At 67.3% G+C, this 23,780-nt stretch carries 13 protein-coding genes and 1 pseudogene; 6 read left to right on the forward strand and 8 right to left on the reverse strand.

The window, feature by feature from the left end; translation table 11 throughout:
* Window positions 1-3: 3 nt before the first annotated feature.
* Window positions 4-774 carry a DUF3159 domain-containing protein gene (locus OG306_RS29235; protein WP_266749210.1) on the forward strand — a complete coding sequence of 257 codons (771 nt, stop codon included), beginning with the start codon at window positions 4-6 and terminating at the stop codon, window positions 772-774.
* A gap of 112 nt (window positions 775-886) precedes the next feature.
* On the opposite strand, the gene OG306_RS29240 is transcribed toward OG306_RS29235, so the two are convergent.
* Together OG306_RS29240 and OG306_RS29245 are read right to left on the reverse strand one after the other, a co-directional pair.
* Complete coding sequence (locus tag OG306_RS29240) at window positions 887-1,564, reverse strand: potassium channel family protein (RefSeq protein ID WP_266749212.1); 678 nt, start codon at window positions 1,562-1,564, stop codon at window positions 887-889.
* On the reverse strand, window positions 1,564-2,232 hold the full coding sequence (locus tag OG306_RS29245; protein ID WP_266749213.1) for a potassium channel family protein: 669 nt from the start codon (window positions 2,230-2,232) through the stop codon (window positions 1,564-1,566). Before OG306_RS29245 ends, OG306_RS29240 begins: the two co-directional genes overlap by 1 nt.
* Window positions 2,233-2,438: 206 nt before the next feature.
* On the opposite strand from OG306_RS29245, the pseudogene OG306_RS29250 reads away from it, so the two are divergent.
* From OG306_RS29250 to OG306_RS29265, 4 genes and pseudogenes are all read left to right on the forward strand, one after another.
* A pseudogene (locus OG306_RS29250) lies at window positions 2,439-2,849 on the forward strand (1-aminocyclopropane-1-carboxylate deaminase); the annotation flags it as partial.
* 113 nt (window positions 2,850-2,962) lie between these two features.
* Window positions 2,963-5,011, forward strand: a complete 2,049-nt coding sequence (locus OG306_RS29255; protein ID WP_266749215.1) for an APC family permease — start codon at window positions 2,963-2,965, stop codon at window positions 5,009-5,011.
* Window positions 5,012-5,153: 142 nt separating this feature from the next.
* Window positions 5,154-6,482 carry a class I SAM-dependent RNA methyltransferase gene (locus tag OG306_RS29260; protein ID WP_371665711.1) on the forward strand — a complete coding sequence of 443 codons (1,329 nt, stop codon included), beginning with the start codon at window positions 5,154-5,156 and terminating at the stop codon, window positions 6,480-6,482.
* A 757-nt stretch (window positions 6,483-7,239) separates the two neighbouring features.
* Window positions 7,240-8,025, forward strand: a complete 786-nt coding sequence (locus tag OG306_RS29265; RefSeq protein ID WP_371666277.1) for a DUF5655 domain-containing protein — start codon at window positions 7,240-7,242, stop codon at window positions 8,023-8,025.
* A 560-nt stretch (window positions 8,026-8,585) separates the two neighbouring features.
* On the opposite strand, the gene OG306_RS29270 is transcribed toward OG306_RS29265, so the two are convergent.
* From OG306_RS29270 to OG306_RS29295, 6 genes are all read right to left on the reverse strand, one after another.
* Window positions 8,586-9,101 carry an NUDIX domain-containing protein gene (locus OG306_RS29270; RefSeq protein ID WP_371665712.1) on the reverse strand — a complete coding sequence of 172 codons (516 nt, stop codon included), beginning with the start codon at window positions 9,099-9,101 and terminating at the stop codon, window positions 8,586-8,588.
* On the reverse strand, window positions 9,098-9,943 hold the full coding sequence (locus OG306_RS29275; RefSeq protein WP_371665713.1) for a sugar phosphate nucleotidyltransferase: 846 nt from the start codon (window positions 9,941-9,943) through the stop codon (window positions 9,098-9,100). The genes OG306_RS29270 and OG306_RS29275 overlap by 4 nt, the downstream gene beginning before the upstream one ends.
* A 190-nt stretch (window positions 9,944-10,133) precedes the next feature.
* Window positions 10,134-10,328 (reverse strand): hypothetical protein, encoded by a 195-nt coding sequence (locus OG306_RS29280; protein WP_371665714.1) that lies wholly within the window; start codon window positions 10,326-10,328, stop codon window positions 10,134-10,136.
* Between the two features lie 853 nt (window positions 10,329-11,181).
* Window positions 11,182-13,950, reverse strand: coding sequence for an RNaseH domain-containing protein (locus OG306_RS29285; RefSeq protein WP_371665715.1), 2,769 nt, complete (start codon window positions 13,948-13,950; stop codon window positions 11,182-11,184).
* A gap of 5 nt (window positions 13,951-13,955) precedes the next feature.
* Window positions 13,956-17,315: a hypothetical protein gene (locus OG306_RS29290; RefSeq protein WP_371665716.1), complete on the reverse strand. Its 3,360-nt coding sequence runs from the start codon at window positions 17,313-17,315 to the stop codon at window positions 13,956-13,958.
* On the reverse strand, window positions 17,312-18,511 hold the full coding sequence (locus OG306_RS29295; protein ID WP_371665717.1) for a hypothetical protein: 1,200 nt from the start codon (window positions 18,509-18,511) through the stop codon (window positions 17,312-17,314). Before OG306_RS29295 ends, OG306_RS29290 begins: the two co-directional genes overlap by 4 nt.
* Before the next feature lie 577 nt (window positions 18,512-19,088).
* Between OG306_RS29295 and pglW the strand changes: the two genes are divergently transcribed.
* Window positions 19,089-23,741 carry a BREX system serine/threonine kinase PglW gene (pglW, locus tag OG306_RS29300; protein ID WP_371665718.1) on the forward strand — a complete coding sequence of 1,551 codons (4,653 nt, stop codon included), beginning with the start codon at window positions 19,089-19,091 and terminating at the stop codon, window positions 23,739-23,741.
* Window positions 23,742-23,780 lie beyond the last annotated feature (39 nt).

Raw genomic sequence — 23,780 nt, forward strand, 5'->3', positions numbered from 1 at the left:
CCGGTGACGTCTCTCGACAAGCCGACGTCCGACACGGACCGCACGACCCGCACCGACCAGCAGGAGGCCGACGCGAAGGCGGTCACCGAGGCAGCGCTCTTCGAGGCGTTCGGCGGTGTCCGGGGAATGGTGGAGACAGTCCTTCCGGGGCTGCTCTTCGTCACGATTTTTACGATCAAAAAGGATCTGCACATCTCGGCCATCGCGGCCCTGGTGGTGTCCCTGGTCCTCGTCGCCGTACGGCTGATCCGCAGGGACACCGTCAAGCACGCCTTCAGCGGTGTCTTCGGCGTGGCCTTCGGTGTGGTCTTCGCGATGATGACCGGCAATGCCAAGGACTTCTATCTGCCGGGCATGCTCTACACGCTCGGTCTGGCCCTCGCCTACCTGATCACCACCCTCGCCGGGGTGCCCCTGATCGGTCTGATCCTGGGGCCGGTGTTCAAGGAGAACCTCTCCTGGCGCACCAGGAACCCCGGCCGCAAGAAGGCGTACGCCAAGTCCAGCTACGCCTGGGGGCTGATCCTGCTCGCCAAGTGCGCGATCCTCTTCCCGCTGTACTGGTGGGCCGACACCACCCAGCTCGGCTGGATCCTCGTCGCGCTGAAGATCCCCCCGTTCCTGCTCGCGGTCTATTTGACCTGGGTCTTCCTCGCCAAGGCGCCGCCGCCCATCGATGTGTTCGCCGAGATGGAGGCGGAGGAGCAGGCCGAGAAGGCCCGCAAGGCGGAAGTGGAAGCGGCCGCCGCCGCGGCACGACACCAGGAGTACTGAACCGCCCAGAACCTCTGGACGGCAGGACGGTAGACAGACGTAAGGGGCCCGGAACCGTGCGAAACGGTTCCGGGCCCCTTACGTCTGTCTACCGTCCAGTGCGGTCAGCCGGTCACTCGTCCGAGTCGCCCCGGCGCACAGACAGCAGGTCTTCCAGCTGTTCCTCGCGCGCCTGCGCGGCCACGAACAGCAGCTCGTCACCGGCCTCCAGCGTCTCGTCGGTGCCCGGCGTCAGAACGCGCTGCCCGCGGATGATGGTGACCAGCGAGGTGTCCTCCGGCCAGGCCACTTCGCCGACCTGGGTGCCGGCCAGCGCCGACTCCGGGGGCAGCGTCAGCTCGACCAGGTTGGCGTCGCCGTGGCTGAAGCGCAGCAGCCGGACCAGGTCGCCGACGCTCACCGCCTCCTCGACCAGGGCCGACATCAGGCGCGGCGTGGAGACCGCCACATCGACGCCCCAGGCCTCGTTGAACAGCCACTCGTTCTTCGGGTTGTTGACCCGGGCGACGACCCTCGGTACGCCGTACTCGGTCTTCGCGAGCAGCGAGACGACCAGATTCACCTTGTCGTCGCCGGTCGCGGCGATCACGACGCTGCAGCGTTGCAGCGCCGCCTCGTCGAGCGAGGTGATCTCGCAGGCGTCCGCCAGCAGCCACTCGGCCATCGGTACCCGCTCCACCGAAATGGCCGTCGGCGCCTTGTCGACGAGCAGCACCTCGTGCCCGTTCTCCAGCAGCTCGCCCGCGATGGAGCGGCCCACCGCACCGGCCCCGGCAATCGCGACACGCATCAGTGACCGCCCTCCTCAGGGCCTTCGGCAAAGGCCGCCTCGACCTTCGCGATCTCGTCCGTACGCATCATCACGTGGACCAGGTCGCCCTCCTGCAGCACTGTCTGCGAGCTGGGCAGTATGGCTTCGCCCAACCGGGTGAGGAACGCCACGCGGACGCCCGTCTCCTCCTGCAGCGTGCTGATCTTGTGGCCGATCCAGGACGGGGTGGTGTGCACCTCCGCGAGCTGCACTCCGCCGCTCGGATCCCGCCACAGCGGCTCGGCGCCCGAGGGCAGCAGCCGCCGCAGCATCTGGTCCGCGGTCCAGCGCACGGTGGCGACGGTGGGGATACCGAGACGCTGGTAGACCTCGGCGCGCCGGGGGTCGTAGATCCGCGCCGCGACATTCTCGATGCCGAACATCTCGCGGGCGACCCGGGCGGCGATGATGTTCGAGTTGTCGCCGCTGCTCACGGCGGCGAACGCACCGGCCTCTTCGATCCCCGCCTCGCGAAGGGTGTCCTGGTCGAAGCCGACACCGGTGACGCGCCGCCCACCGAATCCGGATCCCAGGCGCCGGAACGCCGTCGGGTCCTGATCGACGACGGCGACCGTGTGCCCCTGCTGTTCCAGGGTCTGCGCGAGAGCGGCTCCGACTCGCCCGCAGCCCATGATGACGATGTGCACCTTGCGCCTACCTCGCAGTCCTGGTCGTCCGGCTGACCTGCGAAAACACCCTGCTCACACTTCTTTCTCAGCTTGCCGGGCAAACAACGGGGCAACGGTCTGTCCCGTTGCCCAGGATGAGCTTATGCGGCCGGGAGTGCGAGGCCTCATCCGCGTGCGCTTTCGCCGCGCCCGTGCTGCGGACGAGATACGGACGGAGGCGGACGGAGAGCGGCGGCAAGCCGTACGCCAGGCGGGCGCCCCGACCGCAGCGCGTGCCGGGCATCGACGCGTCCGCCGAACCCGCCCGTACCCGGGAGCGGATCGTCCGGACCGCGGCCGGCACCGCACGGCTCATCGGGGCGCGCCGTGAGCTCACCGAGGTCGTCACTGAGCTGGACGAGCGCTACCACGCGGGCACGTACGGCATCCCCGACGACACCACCCTCGACGCGATGCGGCTCGCCGCCCCTACGGTGGGCATGGTCGCCGACCCCGTGTAGGAGGGGAAGCCGATGGCCGGAACGGTCGACCTCGTGGCGCGCGGCGAGATCGCCCGCGATTGCACCGTTCTTTACGCCCCTATCGGTGGCCGACTCGCGCTCAACGGTTACAGCGCCCTGTTCGCGGACGCCTGAGTGCAAGGATTTCGTTAAGGATTTCGTGGCTTTCTCGGCCGAGCGCAGGAGATTGCGGGGCCACGCGGTTAGCGGGTCTGCGGCTTCCATACGGAACGCTTACGATCCTCTGCGTGTCCAAACTGACCGACCTGCCCAAACGGATCCTGATCGGACGGGCGCTACGCAGCGACAAGCTGGGAGAGACGCTCCTCCCCAAGCGCATCGCACTTCCCGTCTTCGCATCCGACCCGCTGTCATCGGTGGCGTACGCACCCGGGGAAGTTCTCCTGGTGCTCTCTGTCGCGGGCGTGTCGGCCTACCACTTCAGTCCCTGGATCGCGCTCGCCGTCGTGGTGCTGATGTTCACGGTCGTCGCCTCGTACCGGCAGAACGTGCACGCGTATCCGAGCGGTGGTGGTGACTACGAGGTCGCCACCACCAACCTCGGGCCCAAGGCCGGTCTCACCGTGGCCAGTGCGCTGCTGGTCGACTACGTGCTGACCGTCGCCGTGTCGATCGCCTCCGGGGTGGAGAACCTCGGGTCCGCGATCCCGTTCGTCGTCGAACACAAGACGGCGTGCGCGATCGCGGCCATTGTGCTGCTGACGCTGATGAATCTGCGTGGCGTCAAGGAATCCGGCAAGCTCTTCGCCATTCCCACGTACCTTTTCGTGGCCGGGGTCTTCATCATGATCATCTGGGGCGCGTTCCGGGGGCTGGTCCTCGGTGACACCATGCACGCCCCGACCTCGGGTTACGAGATCAAGGCCGAGCACCAGGGTCTGGCCGGTTTCGCACTGGTCTTCCTGCTGCTGCGGGCCTTCTCCTCCGGCTGTGCGGCCCTCACCGGCGTCGAGGCGATCAGCAACGGCGTGCCCGCCTTCCGCAAGCCGAAGAGCAAGAACGCCGCGACCACCCTCGCGATGATGGGTCTGCTGGCCGTCACCATGTTCTGCGGCATCATCGGCCTGGCCATGGCCACCGACGTGAAGATGGCGGAGAACCCGGCCAAGGACCTGCTCAACAACGGCGTCCCGGTCGGCTCAAGCTTCGTCCAGGACCCGGTGATCTCCCAGGTCGCGGCCGCCGTCTTCGGCGAACGCACCTTCTTCTTCATTGTCCTCGCCGGGGCCACCGCACTCGTTCTCTTCCTGGCCGCCAACACCGCGTACAACGGCTTCCCGCTGCTCGGCTCGATCCTCGCCCAGGACCGCTACCTGCCGCGCCAGCTCCACACCCGCGGTGACCGGCTCGCCTTCTCCAACGGCATCGTGCTGCTGGCGGGAGCCGCGATCCTGCTCGTCTGGATCTACGGAGCGGACTCGACCCGGCTCATCCAGCTCTACATCGTCGGTGTCTTCGTCTCCTTCACCCTCAGCCAGATCGGCATGGTCAGGCACTGGAACCGCCACCTGGCGACGGAGAAGGACCCGGCCAAGCGCCGCCACATGATGCGCTCGCGCGCCATCAACACCTTCGGCGCCTTCTTCACCGGCCTGGTGCTCGTCGTCGTGCTCGCCACCAAGTTCACCCACGGTGCCTGGGTCGCACTGCTCGGCATGGTGATCTTCTACGGGACGATGACCGCGATCCGCCGGCACTACGACCGGGTCTCCGAGGAGATCGCGGCGGAGGAGACCCCGCTCGACGAGACGATGCGGCCCTCCAGGGTCCACTCGATCGTCCTGGTCTCCAAGCTCCACCGGCCCACGCTGCGCGCCCTCGCCTACGCCAAGCTGATCCGCTCCGACCGTCTGGAGGCGCTCTCCATCAGCGTCGACGTGGCCGAGACCAAGGCGCTCAAGGAGGACTGGGAGCGGCGCGGCATCGACATCCCGCTGAAGATCCTCGACTCCCCGTACCGCGAGGTGACCCGTCCCGTCATCGACTACGTGAAGGGCCTGCGCCGGGAAAGCCCGCGCGACGTCGTGAGCGTGTACATCCCGGAGTACGTGGTCGGCCACTGGTACGAGCATCTCCTCCACAACCAGAGCGCACTGCGCCTGAAGGGGCGGCTGCTGTTCACCCCGGGCGTGATGGTGACCTCCGTCCCGTACCAGCTGGAGTCCTCCGAGGCGGCGAAGAAGCGCGCCAGGAAGCGCGCCGAGTGGAGCGCACCGGGCTCGGTGCGCCGCGGCCCCGTGGAACGCAGGCCCAAGGAACCCGCGAACAAGGGCTGACCGCGCCCGTCGCGGCCGGTGCCGGCCCGCCATATGGGCCGACCGGGCCCGCCTGCTCGTGGTAAACGGCCGGACGACACCCACGTAGACTCGTGGGTTGTTGTCCGGCCGTTTTTCCCTTGATCTCTGGAGCCACCCCCTCATGCAGAACGAACCCACGTCGTCGCTGGTCGGGGAGGAGTATGAGGTCGAGGTCGGGCCGGTCGCACACGGCGGCCACTGCATCGCCCGCACCTCGGAGGGCCGGGTCCTCTTCGTACGGCACACGCTCCCCGGCGAGAAGATCATCGCCAAGGTCACGGAGGGCGAGAGCGACTCCCGCTTCCTGCGGGCCGACGCGGTACGGATCATCGAGGCGTCCAAGGACCGTGTCGAGGCGCCCTGCCCGTACGCGGGTCCCGGCAAGTGCGGCGGCTGCGACTGGCAGCACGCCAAGCCCGGCGCCCAGCGCAGGCTCAAGGGCGAAGTGATCGCCGAACAGCTCCAGCGCCTCGCGGGCCTCACCCCCGAGGAGGCGGGCTGGGACGGCACCGTCATGCCGGCCGAGGGCGACAAGCTCCCCGCGGGCGAGGTCCCGGCCTGGCGCACGCGGGTCCAGTACGCCGTCGACGAGGACGGCCGCGTCGGTCTGCGCAAGCACCGTTCGCACGACGTGGAGCCCATCGAGCGCTGTCTGATCGCGGCCCCCGGCGTCACCGAGCTCGGCATCGAGAAGCGGGAATGGCCCGGCATGGCCTCGGTGGAAGCCATCGCCGCCACCGGCTCCCACGACCGCCAGGTCATCCTGACGCCGAAGCCCGGCGGCCGGCTGCCCCTCGTCGAACTCGACAAGCCCGTCTCGGTGATGCGCGTCGACGAGCGTGACGGCGGTGTCCACCGGGTGCACGGCCGCGCATTCGTCCGCGAGCGCGCCGACGACCGCACCTACCGCGTCGGCTCGGGCGGCTTCTGGCAGGTCCACCCGCAGGCCGCCAATACCCTCGTCCGCGCCGTCATGCAGGGCCTCCTGCCCCGCAAGGGCGACACCGCGCTCGACCTCTACTGCGGCGTCGGCCTGTTCGCGGGCGCCCTCGGCCAGCGCATCGGCGAGAAGGGCGCGGTCCTGGGCATCGAGTCCGGCAAGCGCGCCGTCGAGGACGCCCGGCACAACCTGAAGGACCTGGAGCGGGTCCGCATCGAGCACGGCAAGGTCGACCAGGTCCTGCCGCGCACCGGCATCACCGAGACCGACCTGATCGTCCTCGACCCCCCGCGCGCAGGCGCCGGCAAGCAGACGGTCAAGCACCTGACCGGCCTCGGCGCCCGCCGCATCGCCTACGTCGCCTGCGACCCGGCAGCCCTCGCCCGCGACCTGGCGTACTTCCGCGACGGCGGGTACAGGGTGCGGACGTTGCGGGCGTTCGATCTGTTTCCGATGACCCATCATGTCGAGTGCGTCGCGATCCTTGAGCCCGCCGCAAAGGGCGCCTGACCTGCTGTTTCGCCGAGTGTGCATTATGTGCGCTGTGGGCGTTACGGGCGATATCTTGACGCATGAGCGACGCACGTGACGCACGTTTGACGCACGTTTGACGCACGTTTGACGCACGTCCTGATGGGGTGTCAGGAGATCGTGGATATCCCTGATGGAACGTCAGGTACGGGTTAGTGGGAGCTCGGTCTTTGCCGTGTCTTTCGCGGCGGATTCGGTACAGCGGGTTGGCCTCAGGTGAGAGGGCTACGGTGGAGTCGGTCGCCACCGGCCGACGTCAGCGCGTCGTGTCATGGTCGAATTCCGTTTCAACGTGTAGCGGCTGACTTATCACCACGTCGCTGATCTGGCAAACATGCAGGTCAGTCAGGGTCCGGCTCTTTTGAGTCGGGCCCTTGATTTTTTCCGTGCTGGGATGGTGCTGGAATAGCTGCCCCCCCGTCACCGGTCATCACTCCTGCTCATCCCTACCGTGCTGGGATCGTGCTGGGATGGGATGGGAACGCCTGTACTGAGTTTCGGACAGTCCGCTGCCCGGTGCGACGGGTGAGCAGGAAGAGGCTTCATCCACACGTTTTCTTCACGTCCTCGTGGTCTCGTGCGGAAACAAATCTGCACCCGCCCGACGTTGTCGATCTCCTAGTCGAGGGGGAAGTCGGGCGTGAAGCTGTTCCACACAACGAAAGGCGGCGTGACTGAGGTCACGCCGCGTCTTGCCGACGTTGAGGCGGATGTACAGAGCCTCATAGAGGCGCACATGGAGACAATGCTGGGGGTGCGGTTCCTGACGAGCGAGTACGTAATCGGATGCGCCGATGGCGGACGTATCGACTCGCTGGGCCTCGATGAGAATGGCGCACCCGTGATCGTCGAGTACAAGCGCGGCACAGACGCCGGCGTAATCAACCAGGGCCTCTACTACATGGCCTGGCTGGTGAACCATAAGGACGTCTTCCGGAACCTGGTTCGCGACCGGCTCGGGGTTACGGTCGCGTCCCAGATCCTGTGGAGCGCACCTCGACTGATCTGTGTGGCCGGCGACTTCACCCGCTACGACGCGCACGCCGTGCGCGAGCACCGACGGTCGATCGATCTTGTCCGCTACCAGTACTTCGGCAGCAATCACTTCAGCCTTGAGACCGTGGCTTCCGTCACGGGGCGGTCGGCTCAGGGCAAACGGGTACGTCGCCGCGCAGTCGGGGAGCTGCCCCTTCGAAAGCAGGGCGGAGCAATGGCCGAGCTGGCACAGGCGGTCGACGAGGTCCTCATCGGACTGGGCGGAAACGTCACTCGTGTACAGCGTAAGCAGTACCGCGCCTATCAGCGGCTCCGGAACTTCGCGTGCCTCATCCCGCCGCAGCAGGCCAAAGTGGTGGTTTACCTGAAGGCGGCTCCAACAGCGGTGGACCTAGTGCCCGGATTCACTCGGGACGTGACGGGGCTTGGTCACCATGGCACGGGCGATCTGGAGGTTCAGCTTCGCACCGAGGGCGACGTGGAGCGAGCCCAGGAATTGTTCCGACTCAGTTACGCCGCTGCGTGAAGGGGCGATGTTCCGTACTGCCGGGCGAATTTCGCGGTTGGAGTAGTCGCTCGTCGTGTGCTGCCTCTCGTCGGCTGATCAGGAAGTGGCGGTGGATCTACAAGTATTCGGCGGTTCCCCGGTTTCGGTAACCGGGGAACGGCCGGTATATTGCCGCCGCTACTCAGTTAGTCGCCGTCGGAGTTTGCACGCTCAATGCCAGGATTCCGACGGCGGACACGGCAGTCCTCCAACAGTCACGGTGAGCTGCTGCCGAGAGGCAGGCGGTGGCCTCGGCGGGAAGCAGGGTGCGGCTCGGGGGCAGGTCGGTCCGGGCTTCCAGGGCGGCGGTGATCTGGCGCGTTTGCCGACTTCGTTACGCAGGCTGGGAAGACGGCGTGGGAGTTGATGGTCACGAGGTAGAGCATCCGCCTTTGCGGCGTCGCACCGAGCGATCAAGAAGTCGGATGGCGACGCCCCAGCGGGCCGGGCCGTAGGGGCAGTGGTGTGGCGGCCTTGACCGGCTGGAGGGGCGCGGCCTCCGCGTCTGTTGCGCGGTATGGCGGCTCCCACCCGTCTGATCAGCGCCAGGTGTACGTCTGGTCGGTGATCGGGGGGAGCAGCACGTCGCTGGGCGGGCCGGCGAGCTCGGTCAGCTCACTGAGCGCGTTGCCGACGGCGGGGTAGAGGTGGCGGCGGGCGGCCTGCGCGAGGGGAACCCAGACCACGCTGGTGACGTCTTCGGCGTCTTGCTCGGTTGCCGGAAGAGCGGCCCGTACGTGGCGGGGGATGGCCAGAAGATGGATGAGGTGGAGCCGGCGGAACGTGCCGCTTCTGCCGGGGCGTGTCGTGATCTGGTCCTGTGCCCAGCGCAACCGGGGACGGTCGGGGAGGGCGCTGACATCGAGATCGAGCTCTTCCTTGAGTTCGCGGGCGAGGGCGACAGGTACTTGCTCGTCCGGGTGGAGCAGACCGCCCGGCAGTGAGTACTGGTCTCCATCGGGGCGGGCCCGGCGGATCAGGCAGATCTCGTCGCTTTCGATGATGGCTGCGCAGGTGCGGATCGCGATGGCCGGAACGGCGCCCGTCGTGGTCATGAGTCCGTCCGCGACTGGAGGGCGACAGCGTTGTTGGCGGCCAGCCAGCCCGTCGGGTTGCCGCAGTCGAAGTACTGGCCGGTGACGGGGTGGATGAGCACGTTGTGGTCGCGGGCGAAGGCGCTGATGGCGTCGGTGGCCTGGTACTCGCCGTTCGCGGCCGGGGTGAGCTTCTCGAAGTAGGCGGTGGCCTCGGCGGGAAGCAGGGTGCGGCTGATGTTGATGTAGGCCGTCGGTGCGCCGTAGGCGGTCGGCTTTTCCAGCAGGTCATCCATTACCTGCTGGCCGTCCTTCGTGTTGCGGGGCTTCAGGATTCCGTACCGGTGGGCGTCGCCGCCGGGGACGGTGGCGGCGGCGACAGCACCCGCAGCGCCGGCGGCGCCGCGGGCGGCGGCCAGGTCGGCGAGGTCGGATCCGCCGTCGGTCCGCAGGAGCAGGTCGTCGCCGGCGATGAGGAAGAAGTCCTGGTCGCCGATGAAGCCGGCAGCCAGGATCGCGGGCAGGGCCGTTCCATACCGGTCGCCGTCGCGGGGCTGCTCGATGAAGTGGAAGTCCGCCTGGTCGTGAAGGTGTGCGATCGGTTCGTACTTCGTCTGCCAGCCGCGGGCGGCGAAGTAGTCCCGCATGCCGTCGTCTTCGGTGAAGTAGTGGCGGACCTGCCGCCCACCCTCGCCCTGCGAGGTGACGATCGCGATCTCGCGCACGCCCGCTGCCAGGCAGTCGGCGACCGCGTAGGCGAGGACGGGTTGGTCGAGTACCGGCAGCATGCACTTGTTGACCGATTTGGCGATGGGGAAGAAGCGGGTTCCCATGCCGGCTACGGCGATGACGGCGCGACTCACGCGGGCCCTTCGGGTGGGTGCGGGCTCTGCCTGAGGTCCTCCGGCAGGGCCCGGCGGGGCGGGATAGGCGCGACAGTCTACGCATACCGTGCACTATTTCTTTGAACCCGCAGTCCGCAGCGGCGGCGCTCAACTGGCCTAGCCACCATCGCTGTTGAGCGAGGCGGCTTGGCGGAATGCGTCTTCTGGATCAGCGGGTGGGGGGCGTGATCGAAACGGAGAGGGGTTTGGGGGCCGCGGCGGCGGTCAGCGAGCCGGCCTCGCGGATCCGGTCCCAGATCGGGGTGGCCCGGTCGCTGGGGTCGAGACCGTGGCGTACCGCCTGCTGGTGGACTGCGGCGAGCATGGCGTCGTAGTCGCGGGGCGTGCCGACCTGGCCGTCCACGTAGCGGTGCAGGGCGGCGATACCGACCTCGATGACGTGGTTGCCGGTGTGCTGGAGGGCGCCGAGCAGGTCGGTGTCGAAGGACAGCCGGTGATCGGTGACCTGGGGGCAGGGCGGCGGCGAGGGCGGCGCGGGTGAACGCCTTGAACCCGGCCTGGGGGTCGGTGACGTGCAGGCCGAGGAGTTCGTTGGCCGCCTGATGTAGAGCAGGGTGGCCGGCGTGGGGCCGGCAGGCGGGTAGTAGCCGTGCGAGTCGGGCCTACGTCGCGACCCGATTACCGCCCCAGCTCCGGAGTGGGTCAGCGCTTCGAGGTGCAGGCCCAGCTGGTCGAGGGGGTAGGTGAGGCCGAGGTCGGTGTAGGCGAGGGGGCGTGTGGCCGGCGGCGTGCAACTGGTTGAGGCCCCACAGCACCGCTCCGCCCTTGCTGCTGGTCACTGCCGCTCGGTGCGCGATGGTGATGCTGATCCGGGGGTGGGAGCCGGTCAGTGCCGCGGCAGCCTGTGCGGAGGCGCTGTCAGGGGCCTCGTCGTGGTGGGTGAACACGGATGCAGGGGATCGCCGGTTTGGTTAACCGGCGATCATCCGTTACGTTGCCGCTCCTTCGAAGGCATTCAGGTGCCGACCAGGTGATGGGCTTCCCGGTCCCCACACCCGGGTTCCATGACTGGGCACCCGTCCACCAACACATAGTCGCTGTTGCGCGCCGGTGCCTCCTTCGTGGCGCGCATGCTTCTGTGCGTGGGCAGGTGCGCTGGGGCCCGCCGTACTCACCACTGCTGTATGGATCTCCAGGGCCAGGGCCCGAGAGGGACGTCGGGCGGTAGGGCCGGGGGTTTCCGGGTGTGCCTCGCTTCAGTTGATGTACTCCTCCATTAGCTTGGCGAGGTGCAGGAGCAGCGGCATGCGGGTTGCGGTGTCCGTGTGCAGGTGGCACCTACGCAGGTTGTTCACGTACGCGGCCAAGTCGGGGGCGTAGTCATGGGGTTGCTTGAAGGAGACGTGGATTTCGAGGGACGTGGGGTTGGCTCCGTGGCGGGTGGCGTTCTGCTCGTCTGCCGAGTATTTGGAGACGGTCTTTGGCAGCTGATGCGTGTCTGGCCTTGGGTTGATCGCCAGGAAGGCGTGGTCGTTCCACGGGACGACGCCGGAGTATCTGCCCCACTCCTCATATGGCAGCTCAGCTGCACCGGATGCCGGCTCGGAGTACGCCTCTTCGCTGATCGCTACGTCGGGGGAGCCGTCGGCGGTGGCGGGAACCTCGGCCTCGTCGTTGAGGTTGGCGCCGAATGCCAGTGGGATCTCGTAGGACTCCTCGTTGACGCGAATAATGCGCAGCCCGGGCAGGTCCTCGGGGCGGCGGCCGTCGGCGCGGTTGGGGTGGGCGCAGTCTTCGCCAGGGAGCCTTAGTGAGTCCGGCGTGATGTGGGGATTCTGCAGCCAGGACCACACATCCTTGTTGCGCAGGGTCTGCGCCCGGGCCAGGAAGAGCCGCTCGGTGTGGGAGTCGATGGCGAGTGCCTGGGTGATGAAGTCGTTCAGCTGGGCCCTGTCGCGTCGCCGCATTCGCCCTCGCCCGGAGGCCAGGGCCCGGGGCAGGTGTTCGATGGGAATGGGCGTTTCGTGCGGATAGCCAGGAGCCGCCACGAGTTGGGCTGTCGTGTTGCCGTCGGTGTCCATGCGCAGGACGAATGGGACGATCCATGACCCGGCCTGGGCGACATGCACGGTAGCCAGTTCGAAGCGGCCCTTGACGCTGCGGGGTGCGGGCAGGCGGGGCAGGTGCCCGAGCGAGCGCAGGAGGTCCTTCACCGAGGAAGCGGCACGCTGCACGTCCTCGCAGCGGATGTCGCTGCCCTCGAAGGGCTTCAGCCCGGCCTTCTTGGCGTCGGGCTTGGGAGCCGCTGTGACCGGGTGCAGGCATTGCACGTGCCGGTTCAGCTTCGGCAGGGTGTCCTTCAGGAACCGCTTGGGGTCGTCCTCCCCGGCCATGGCGAAGTTGACTGGTTTGTCGATCTCCACCAGGCAGCCGATCATGTGGTCGGCTTCGGGGAATTCCTTGCGCAGTGCTTCGGCTCGCTGCGCCCGTTCCTGCTTTCGGTGAGCCTTGCGGGCCTCTGGCTCCGTGTGTGGCGGTGGCTTCGGCAGACCGGAGACGAGGGTCCCGGGGTTGCGTAGGACCAGTGTGATCTTGGTGGGTCCGGCGTAGTCGTGAACGTCGGGTTCTGTGCTGCGTTCACCGAGGTGTTGGTAGTTGAGCAGCTTGGTGAGGGCCAGATGGACTGCTTGGTAGGTCTTCGGTGCGCAGTGCCAGAGTTCGAAGTGGTAGTGGGCGTCCTCGCGTGCTGGGGTGAGTCGAGGGGCTCGGCGTTGGGGTGTCTTGTCCAGGGCGGGGAGCGGGTCGAAGTTCAGCTTGGCGAGCGGTTCCTTCAGGTTCTCGAAGAGGGTGAGGTGGTCGATGGGCTGCAGGCCGCTTTCCGCAGGGTGGCCGTGTGTGCTGAATTCCGGTTGGGCGTCAGTGAGATCAGTCCGGGTGAGGTAGGTGTAGCCGGTGGCGTGCAGCAGCAGCGCGGTGGGTTCCTTGTCCTCTTCGGCGCTGCGGTTGACGCCGGCGGCGCGGCGGGGGTCGGTTCGGATGTCCTCGGGGTTGGGGTAGCGGTTGCTGGCGGGGAGGGAGGGCAGGATGCGCGCGATGCCGGGCTGCCACTGCCACCGCATGTCCTGCTTCTTGCCGCTGACTGTGACCGGTGCGCGGAGCAGCATGGGGCGCTCGACGTCACGCAGTGCACCCTTGGCCAGGTAGAGCAGGACGGTGGCCGTGGCAGGGCTGTCGCCGCGGCGTGGAATATAGGCAGGCTGGGTACCGCCGAAGCGGGCGATGTGGGGAACGGCTCGGAGGATGAGGCGGCTGTCGTGGGGCATTGAGACCACACGCAGTGCTGTCCGGTGGGTCCAAAGGCCGTAAGCTCCGTCATCGTCGAGTTCTCGTGGTGGCCAGCTGTAGACGCTGCGCTCACCGCGGTCGGTCAGTTGGCCAAGAACCGAGAAACCTTCCGCGGTATGGCCCGGCAGGGATAGCTTTTCGTCCACCCAGCGTCCGGCAATGTAGGTGGCAAGCAGGGAGAACGTGCTGCTGGGCGGGGTTGCTGTTCCGTTTGCGGCGTTTCCGTGGGCCAGAAGGTCGACCTCTGCCTGTGCCCATTCCAGTGGCAGGGCGCGTTTCACGATGGTGGGCCAGTCGACGTCGTCCTGATGGGGCGCGACGTGCGTAGTGATCCAGAATTCGAGGGCCAGTTGCAGGGGAAGCTCGTTCTGAGGCGTGCGCATGGCGTGGAGCCAAGGGCCGTCCCCCAGTCGGCCTTCGACCGAGAGGACAGCGGGCTCCACCTGTTCGATCAACTCGCGCAGGGCATAGGTCGGCAGATACGGTGAGCGCGCTTTCGGGTTGCTGTTCCAAGCGCGTTCAAGCCGTGCCAGGAGCGACGGTGGGAATTTAGCCGTGTGTACGGTGACGGGCAGTGTGGCTCCGCGGCGTGCTACGAAGCCGGGCGTGATGATGTGGTCGTAGCGAGGCGGCGGCTTCCTCTTGTCGGAATCCGCTGCAGTGCTGTCGGCTTCGGTCATGTCTTTTATCCCCAGTCGATGGTGTCGAGGAGGTGCCCCAGCAGGCTCCACGTGGCCGTGTAGATCTGGTGGTTGAGGCGCACGTGGGCGTCGGCCGTCGGCCCTGGATCGGCGAGCATTCGGCGTGTGAGTTCTCGGCAGGCGACGAGCACGCTGGTGCGCTCGGTGTCGGGCGCGGTGTCGCGGGGGTCTGCCGCTCGCGGGGCGAATGCCGCGTCGAGGAGGTAGACCTGCACGGGCACATTGCCGCGCAGCCCTCGACCTGTTGTCTGGTAGAGGGAAGCCGACTGGTCTGAGATGAAGGCGTGACGTAGGTAGTCGTCCTTCATCGCCCGGAAGTTGAGGGGGCGGCCCATCATCGTGCCCCAGGTGGCACGGGCGCCGTACGCCAGTTTCCTCATCTCGCCCGCCGCGTCAGGGCCGTGGGTGTCGCACAGAACCGGCTTCAGAAGGCGCCGCATAGCCTGGGCGTTGAGAATCGCGAGAGGGAAGGAGAGATCGGTGGGCGGGGGGTGGAGGCGTGCCAGGTAGAAGATGGCCTGGATCGCGGCCACCCCGTTGTTGTTGAGCATGTTGTGGCCGCGGCCGGCAGAGCCTTCGGCTGCCGCCATGACCTGGGCATCGGTCCTTGGGAAGGCAGAGATGCGGCGATGGTTGAGCCCGTAGAGCCCGGGGGCCTGGCGGTCGGGCACGACGTGCACAGCACGCACGGCCGTCCGGGTGTTCACGTAGTGGGCGCTGGTTGCTGCGTCCTCAGTGCTGAGCACCACGAACAGAGCCCTTCGGCGCTCAGGTTCGCATCCTTGGAGAACCTGCTCCAGAAGAGACAGGGCCGCCCCGGGGTCGGGAGTGCAGACCGCGTCCGTCATCGCCCGCACGGCGGCTTGGCGGGCGCCGCGGCCACCGGCTCCGGAGACGTAGATGCCGCGTTCGTGCCCCGGGCGCCGCCGCGGCCGGGTGTAGAACCGGCTTTCCCGGATGGCAGCGGCACAGTCGGGAGGCTCGTGCAGAATCAGTGTGGGGAGAACGTCGATGTGGTAGCGGGCGGAGAGCGGGTTGTAACTGGTCGCCGAGGAAAGCAACACGTGCGGGCCCTCGACCCCCTCACAGGCGAGAAGGTCGTGGAGGTGATAGAGCAGCCACCGTCCGACCCCGCGAAGCCACAGCAGGTCCAGCGACCCTCTGCCCTCCTTTGGGCTGGGGGTCCACTGAAGGGCCATCATGTTGCCCATCGGCTGTTCGGGCACAACTGCGAGCAGCTCTGGCCTCGGCTGGTGGGCGAGCAGATTGTTCGTGTCTTCCACGGCCATGAGCGCGCGGAGTGATTCCTGCATGTGGGAAAGCTCGAACACGGTGGTCGTGACGCGGGCACTCCAGCAGGCCGCGACGAGGACTCGTCCAAACTCGGCCAAACGATCGCCAGGTTCAGACATGTCCTCCGGGAGGTGGTGCATGAGCCAGTCTTGGGCTACTTCCTCGGCGCTCTTCTCGGTGTCGTAGCCAGAGGTCATCGTGTCGACCAGCGATTTCAGGCTAGCGGGGGGTGAACCGAAGGGGGCTTCGACAAGACGAGCGAAGTGAGTATGGAAGTATTCCTCGGCTCGCTCCCACAGGTGAGACTGATGCTGTTCTTCGACGCGGCTGGTGATGCCGTGCAAGGCCCGCGCCAGCCGCATGAGCAGGGTGTGCCCGCTGAACGGCCCGTCAGCCGTGATCTCCTCCAGCAGTTCGCCGCCTGCCTGGGCCCCTTCGTGCCCCTCGGCCGATGGCCTCATGAGCAGCGGCAGCAACCCGGCCAGAGCCTCGGCGTGATAGGTCGCGTACTGCTGGTAACGCAGCCCCTGCCGGTCCGCCATCGGCCGGTACCAGGTGCGCGCCAGCCCCTCATGCCAGGCCAGCGCAATGCGACTGCTCCAGCCGTCGGGACTAGTCAGCGGTTCGTGGTGCATGAACGCCTTGTCGAACTGCGTCATCACCTGGTCGGCCTCGTCGGCTACGAGGAGATCGAGTTCGTGCTGGGCAGGAATCACCCACTGCGTCTTGTACGAGGCCGGCTCCGCCCTACTGGCGAGGAGAGCGGCTGGCGTCGCTACCCAGACCTGTGCCGTCGGGATCCGGCGTACAGCTGCCTGTGCCGGGCACACCGCGAGGAGCGGACAATCGACAATCGGTGCCCGCTTGCCCGAGGTGTCGACGCGGAGCTTGTCCCGGCAGGGACGCTCATCCATGGAGAGCGCCGTGGCAACAGGGCCGGAAGGCTCCAGAAGACTGTCCAGCAGACAGATATCGGTAGTGAAGGCAGCGACCTCGTCGTTGCCGTCCGGAAGGGGTGGCGCCTGGCCATTGTCCGGTACGTAGAGAAGGTCATCCCAGTAGCGTTCCATGTGCGCGGGACGGTTCCTGTGGCCGATCAAGGGAACGGCGTCGATGCCCAGGCTCCGGAAGAAGCGGACCTTCTCCAGTGCGTTCCCGACGGAGGAGACCAGGTACCCGACCCTGAGCCCGCGGTCGGTACAGATTTTGACCAGAACGTCGTTGAAGGTGGTTTTCCCCGAGTTCATCAGGCCCACGACGTGAGCCAGTCCGTCGATCGTGAAGATGCCGAGGCCCTCCGTCAGGCATCCAGCCTCGCTATCCGTGCGAGAAAAGACCATCCTCCCTACACGGCCTGTGAAGTTCTCCGTTCGGTATCGCTCACTTGTCCTGAGCCGCTGATCCATCTCCTTGGCGGCTTGGCGGAAGTCGTCCTCCGTAAGCTGCGGGAAGGGACGCCTGGTTCTGTGCGTCTTCGGTTCCAGACGACGCTCGGGTGCGGCTTCCTCCAGCCAGTCAGGAATCCGGAATCGGACGATGCTGCCGTCCGCTCGCTTGAGCCGCACCCGCACCCCCGGCGCCGCGGGATCATGACCCGCCTCCACCTTGTAGGACACGGGTACCGACATCGCGTCCCTATACGCCTGCTCCCGTTCCGGCAGCGCCGAACTCCCCCGGCGACGAAAAACGCTGTCGTGGACCACGCGAGGCCCGGCACCTTCGTCAAGCTCGAACAACCGCAGGTGAGCGGGCACCTTGCAGTAGTTGTTGAGACGCAACCTCCACTGCCCGCCCCGCGCCGTAGGCCCCATGCGGCGACGCACGTTCCGCACGACCGTCTCGTTGCCAGCCCCCGGCAGGGCGTACCCGTCGAGCACCTTGCGCATCAGCGTGGCCGGCTGGCCGGGCGCGTACTCGGACAGGAAGAACAGCCCGAGCTCGACCCGGAAGAACTCACGGACCGACAAGAGGGGCTTGATGGTCTCGGCCACGCCTGATGACGACGCCTTCTTGTCCAGCGCTTCGAACCAGCCTTCAATGTCCCTGCTCATCGACGTCGCCGCCCGTCGTGCGTCAGTGCGGCGGCGACGAACGCAGTCTCACTCATGACCTCAATTCCCTGTACGCGCCCTTGCAGTGAAGTGGTCAGGTCATCGACGTAGTCGGGCTGTTCAAAGCGGTGCTGAGCGATGACGAGGATCCGCCGCTTCGAGGCAGCGCGTGGGTTCCAGCGAAAGGAGCGCCCGAGAAGTGTGGCGCTCGCGTGATCCTTCACATCGGCGGCCCACCACTCACCGACTCCCATCTTCCCGGTACCTTCGAAGTCGATGGCTACGTCCACCGCATCCATGCCCCACCAAGGGCGCAGACGCTGTCCGAAGTGTGGCTCCAGGGCAGCAAACATCCGTTGCTCTGCCAGCCCGGGATCGTGGAGGAAGCGCCGGACAGCCCTGTTCTGCACGAAGTATTCGGACATGGTCTCCACAGTTCGGGCCACCCGTCCGCCCGTGCAGCCCGGCGTGCCGCAACCACGCTGACCGGAGAGCGGGTTGTCGCAGCCCTCGCAGAAGCTGAGTACGACGGCGCTGCTGGCCGGCTGAGCCCGGTAGCACTGACTGAACCAGTGCTTCACCCACGGCTGCCCGTTTGCGTCCTTGGCAGGGAAGGCCCGCAGTAGACCCAGAAGGTCGATGTCAGAGGCAACCGCGTGCTTCGTCAGAAAGCCCCGGAGCTGCACATAGTTGTCCTGGACCTCCTGTTCGGTTGCCCCGTTTCGGTCTGCCACAGCGATCATCAGCTCGTAGCACCGATTCTCGACCAGCTCCGCTTCGGGATCCTTGGACAGCAGGAGCCGCGCGGCTTGTTCGGCAAACGCCGACGGCTGTCCGTTCTCGATCAGAAGCAGATCGGAATCGCTCGGAGCGACCCACAGCGCAAGGGGCCATTGCCCGAGAGGTGCGTGGCACCAGCGAAAAACATCCGCATGTGAGGTCCCCTCGCGGCAGCCGTCCTCCAGCGCACGCCAAAGCAGGCGCGCTACACCGGCCTTCCACGCTGGTGGGAAACCCGTGGGGTCGCCGGAAGGCTGAGCGGAGCTCCACAGCGCCTTGTGCTGGTTGGCCTGGATGCCCGCCAGACCCGCGGCTAGAAGTTCGAGCGTCATGTAGTCGTCGGCCAGGTCAGGCGACACCTGCTTCAGACGTGACAGCCGCGCCGGATCCTCCGGCAGTGTTGTGTGGGCGGCCAAGAGAACTCTCCAATGATCACCAACTGCCACTGAAACACAGCAGAGAGTAGTCGATGATTGGTGTCGGGGCTGCCTGTACTGCGCATGGTCCCGGTCTCGGGGTCAGGCGCAGTGATCCGGTTCGCGTCTTCGCGCCGAGGATGTCTGGTAAGGCATTCAGCGAGCTCTTTCGTGCGCCCAGAGGAACAGGAGGTGACACCGAGACGTAGCAGTGTTCTTGCTGTTCGGGAGCTCGCCGTCACCTGACGGTGGAAGTCCGGCCCGGGTAACTGCCGGGAGGTCCGGTAGCAGGCTGGTGGCGCCGGAGGGAAACATCCGGCGTCGAAGTCCAGAGTCAATGGCCCTGCAAGGGGGAGCGACGACACGGTCCGTAGTTTCACGCGAAGCCTGCGGCTCTGCTACTCAGCCACTCTTTCGGGTGGAACGAGGGAGTGCCGAGCCGAAAACCCATCACTGCCTATTGCTGTCAGCCCCGCCCTCTAAGATTCATTCTGCGGGGTAGCGCGACGCTTCAGAGCGCGGGGGCAGGGTCGCAGCAGTCACGAATGGGTGCGAACAGACATAGGCGGGGAGTCGCATGCGGGAAGGCCGGTGGACGGTGGTCACCGAGTCCGAGCACGAGCACGAGCGCCGCGGCCTAGAAGCGATCCGCAGGCGCCTGCCAGACGAGGAGCCGTGGCGCGCCTGGTCGAACTTCACGTTCACCGCGAACAGCGGACACGTCCGCGAGATCGATCTTCTGGTGACCTCACCGGCCGGAGTGTTCCTCCTCGAGCTGAAGGACTGGCACGGCTCCGTACGCGGCGGCGGCAACGACTGGGTGCAAATCACGCCCGGTGGAACCCAGCGGCGACACGGCAACCCCCTGCATCTAGCGAACCGGAAGGCCAAGGAGCTGTCCGGCCTGATCAATGACGTCGCCGGCCGGCCCGGGGACCGGCCGAAGATCTGGGTGGGCGAGGCGGTCTGCTTCACCGATGACAAGCTCCACGTGAACCTTCCAGCCGCCGACCTGAACGGCGTCTTCACGGTCAAGCAGCTCGTAGAGATGTTGGCCGAGCCGCCGGGGGATGCCCGGCGCCGGATAACGGCCGAGACGTCTCGCCGCGTCGACGCCGCCCTGAAGAAGCTCGGCATCGCACCGATCCGCCGCCAGCACGAGGTGGGCTCCTATCTCCTAGACGCGAAGGCGTTCGACACTGGGCCTACCTGGGCCGACTATCTGGGCCGTCATTCCCAGCTGCACGACCTGGCGCGGGTACGGGTCTTTCTCAGCGAGCGTGGTGCTTCCGACGCCGAGCGGCGCTCGGTGGAGCAGGCCGCTGCTCGCGAGGCGCTGGTGCTCAGCCGATTTCGGCACCCGGGTGCGGTGCAGCTGAAGAGCTACCTACCCTCGGGCCATCCGGCCGGACCGACGATCCTGTTCGACTACCACCCGGAGACTTTGCGGCTGGACGACTTTCTGGTCCAGCACGGGAAGCAGCTGGACCTACGCAGCCGCCTCGCGCTCGTGCGGCAGCTTGCCGAGACGGTGCGCTCCGCGCACTCCCGCCGCGTCCATCACCGCACGCTCTCGGCTCACGCGGTGCACATCATTCCGCGTGACCGCGGCCCGCGCGGCCGGGAGCTCAGCGAAGAACAGCGCTGGCTGAGTCCTTGGCCGCAGATCGCGGACTGGCAGATCGCCACCGGCCAGAGCGCCAGCCGTGGCCGGCCTCTGACCCTGGCTCCGACGAACGTGTCCGGGTTCCATGTCTCGGAGCAGGCTGATCCGTACCTGGCGCCGGAGTTGAGGATTTCGAAGGCCGATCCGGTGCGCCTTGATGTGTACGGGCTCGGTGTCCTCACGTATCTTCTGATCACCGGGCAGGCACCAGGTGCGAGCCAGAGCGAGGTCATGGCCCGCCTGGAAGCCGGTGAGAGCATGCGCCCGAGCGCCCTGGTTGACGGACTTAACCCGGACATTGACGACCTGGTGGAGGCATCCACGGCGTACGAACCGGGCCGTCGCCTGTCCACGGTCGACGACTTCCTGGAGATGTTGGAGTACGTAGAGCAGGCATTCACCGAAAAGGACTCCGTCGGTACGGGCGACGGCGGGTCGGGATCGGAAACGGACGAGGATCGGGGCGAGCCGGAGCCGGAGAAGGACCCGCTTGAGGCCGTGGCCGGGGATGTATTGGCCGGGCGCTGGGAGGTTGTTCGCCGGCTCGGCACGGGCTCGACGTCTCGGGCGTTCCTGGTGAGAGATCTCGTGGGCGAGCCGCGGCGTAGCGGCGCTCTGCCGATGGCTGTGCTGAAGGTCGCGCTGAGCGAGGCCAAGCACGCGGTCCTGGAGCGGGAGGCCCAGGTCTTGGGCCGCATCCACCGGGATTCCAGCATCATCGCGCTGTACGAGCGGGAGCCGATCACTCTCGCGGGGCGTCGGGTGCTCGCTCTCGAATACGTCGGCGACAGCCGAGAGCTGAAGGACCAGGACCGTGGTGACGGGAAGGGGCTGAGGCGGCGTGAGGACACCGTCGCCCGTCAGCTGCGAGACAACGGCCGCCTGGGCATGGATCAGCTGGAGGCGTACGGAAAGTACCTGTTTGGCGCGGTGGAGCACTTGGAGGCGGAAGGAATCTGGCATCGGGACTTGAAGCCGGACAACATCGCCATTCGGATCCGTCCAAACGGCACTCGACAGCTCGTGCTCATCGACTTCTCCCTCGCCGGATACCCGGCGAAGGAGATCGACGCAGGCACCGAGGGCTATCTCGACCCGTTCTTGGGCATCATCACGCGCGGCTCGTACGACGGTCATGCCGAGCGGTACGCGCTCGCGGCGACTTTGCATGAGATGGCGTCGAACGAGCTCCCCCGATGGGGTGACGGTGCCGTCACAGCCCGGCAGACCGATCCGACGGAGTGGCCGTACCCGCAGCTCGCCGCCGACGCTTTCGAGCCGGCAGTTCGCGACGGCCTGGTCGCCTTCTTCCGCAAGGCTTTGGCGCGGGACGTGAAGGACCGGTTCTCGGACCTGAAGCCGATGGAGCGTGCCTGGCAGGCACTCTTCCTGGATGCGCAGCGGACAACTGCTCCGAGCTCCGGGCACGGTACGGCGGAAAGCGCAGGGACCACACAGGAAGCCGGGCCGCAGATCGGCCGCGAGGACGACGATGCTTCCGTCGAGCAGGTTCGTGACCAGCAGGCGGCCAGAGCTGACCGTACGACGCCTCTGTCCGTGGCAGGTCTGACGCTCTCCGCGCAGTCCCAGCTGTTCGCCATGGGTCTGAACACAGTTGGGGACGTGCTGGACTACTCGGCGAGGAAGTTCCTGACTGCACCGGGCATGGGCTCGCGCACCCGGGAGGAGATTCAGCGTCGGCAGAAGGAGTGGAACCTCCGACTCGGCAAAGCGGCCCCCGCACCACTCAGCGCGGAAGCCCGCAAGGCAGCCGGCCAGGAAATCACCGAACTGGAACAGGCGGTCGCCGAATCGGTCGCCGCCGGCGGCGGAAATGTCACTGACCCGCAGCTGCTGGGCGCGCTGAGCCTGGACGCGCTGGCCGCTCGCCTGGTCCCGAAGCCATCCAGCGGCAGTGCCCGCTCCAACGCCAAGGAGCGCGAAGCGGTCCGGCTGCTACTGCGGCTGCCCAACGAGGCCGGCAAGCTGCCCGAGGGCCTGGCATGGGTTCGGCAGCGGGACGTCGCAGACGCGGTGGGCCTGACCGCGGGCCGTATCCCGCAGATCGTGAGGAAGGCGCGCGAGCGCTGGTACGAGGACGCCGCTCTTGGACTGCTGCGCGAGGAGGTGGTGGAGCTTCTTGCCGAGCGCGGACGGGTGGCCCCGGTGATCGAGCTCGCCGACGCGCTGATCGCCCGGCGCGGCACCCAGCACGTGGAACGGCGCGACCGGCGCTCGCTCGCCCTGTCGCTCCTGCGCGCGGTGGTCGAGCGAGAGAGCTACAACAACGAGTCCCCGCCGCTCTTCCGCTACTTCCATGCCCGGATGCCCAAGGGCGCCGATCCGGTGCTCGGCCTGCTCGCCATCGATGTCCGGGAGGGCGTGGACGGCCCGGATACCCCGACGCTGCCCGCTCTGCAGGAATACGCGCTCAACCTGGGCGCGCGAGCCGACCGACTCGCGGACCTGGAATCCCTGCCGACTGCCAGCACCGTCCTTACCGAGCTGGACGCGGTGCGACGGCCGCCGGGAAACCTCGGCTGGGACGAGCGGCGCACCGCCGAGATCGCGGTGGCGGCCTCCAACCGAGCCGCTCTCACCCCCCGACTGGAGATCTACCCGCGCGACCTGGATCTGGTGCGCGCGCTGAGGATCACCCAGGCCGGTGTGGTCGCCGTGCAACCCGGCGTCGAGGAGGATCGACTGCCCGGCCTCACGGTTGACGCCCTGCACAAGCGAGTCACGACCCGCTTCCCTGACCTGGGCACAGACCCGCTGGTGCCACGCGAGTTGCCCAAGGGCAGCGCACTGGTCCGCCACCTGAAGCAGGCTGGCTTCGAGTTGAAGCTGGCGACGCGTTACGACAAGGTGCTCCGCCTTATCCCGGACCGTCCGGCTGGGGACGCCACCGCCGGCCTGACCTCGGCGAGCTGGGGAGCCTCGGCGGCCCGTCGATCCGCCCCCACCCAGTACGACGCGGACGCGGCCGTCGCCGCCGCAGTCAAGGCCGAACAGCGGCTCAGCCACTCGGCGCGACAGGATGGCTTCCGGGTCCTGACGGTGCCCCACCGGGGTGCTGAGGACGCGGTGCGGCACCTGGCGGACGAGCCGTACGGTGTGCGGCCGGTGTCATTGACCGGGCTCTTCGTGAACGAACTGCGCAGGGTGATCGGCGAGGCGGCCAGACCGACCTGGGAGACCGTCCTCAAGGCCGACGCTGCCGAACCCGGAAGCCGGGCTCACCAGCAGCTGCGCTTCCGTACAGACAAGGCGTGGGGGCGCATCGAGCCGCAGCTGCGAGAGCGACTGAGGCAGGGGCAGGGACCGCTGCTCCTTACCCACACTGCGGTGCTCGCCCGGTACGACGCGTTGGACCTGCTTGTAAGGCTCGCGGAGGAAGCGCGGCAAGGTGGCAGCCCGCTGTGGCTGCTCGTTGCCCAGTCCGACCCGGCGAATGCACCGCGGCTGGCAGGGCAGAGCGTGCCGTATCAGGCAGGGTTCGACGAGTGGATCGTCGTGCCCGATGCCTGGGTCGCGCGCAAACACCTCGCGCCGGACGCCTGACCCTCTTCTCCACCTGAACCGGCCTTCTTCCGCCCTCTC

This window comes from Streptomyces sp. NBC_01241 (assembly GCF_041435435.1).
Lineage (GTDB): Bacteria > Actinomycetota > Actinomycetes > Streptomycetales > Streptomycetaceae > Streptomyces.

Excerpts from the sequence above, each read along its gene's own strand:
- OG306_RS29240 (WP_266749212.1), bottom strand. The coding sequence starts at position 1,564 with ATGCGTGTCGCGATTGCCGGGGCCGGTGCGGTGGGCCGCTCCATCGCG.
- OG306_RS29260 (WP_371665711.1), top strand. The coding sequence starts at position 5,154 with ATGCAGAACGAACCCACGTCGTCGCTGGTCGGGGAGGAGTATGAGGTC.
- OG306_RS29265 (WP_371666277.1), top strand. The coding sequence starts at position 7,240 with ATGGAGACAATGCTGGGGGTGCGGTTCCTGACGAGCGAGTACGTAATC.
- OG306_RS29270 (WP_371665712.1), bottom strand. The coding sequence starts at position 9,101 with ATGACCACGACGGGCGCCGTTCCGGCCATCGCGATCCGCACCTGCGCA.
- OG306_RS29285 (WP_371665715.1), bottom strand. The coding sequence starts at position 13,950 with ATGACCGAAGCCGACAGCACTGCAGCGGATTCCGACAAGAGGAAGCCG.
- OG306_RS29290 (WP_371665716.1), bottom strand. The coding sequence starts at position 17,315 with ATGAGCAGGGACATTGAAGGCTGGTTCGAAGCGCTGGACAAGAAGGCG.
- pglW (WP_371665718.1), top strand. The coding sequence starts at position 19,089 with ATGCGGGAAGGCCGGTGGACGGTGGTCACCGAGTCCGAGCACGAGCAC.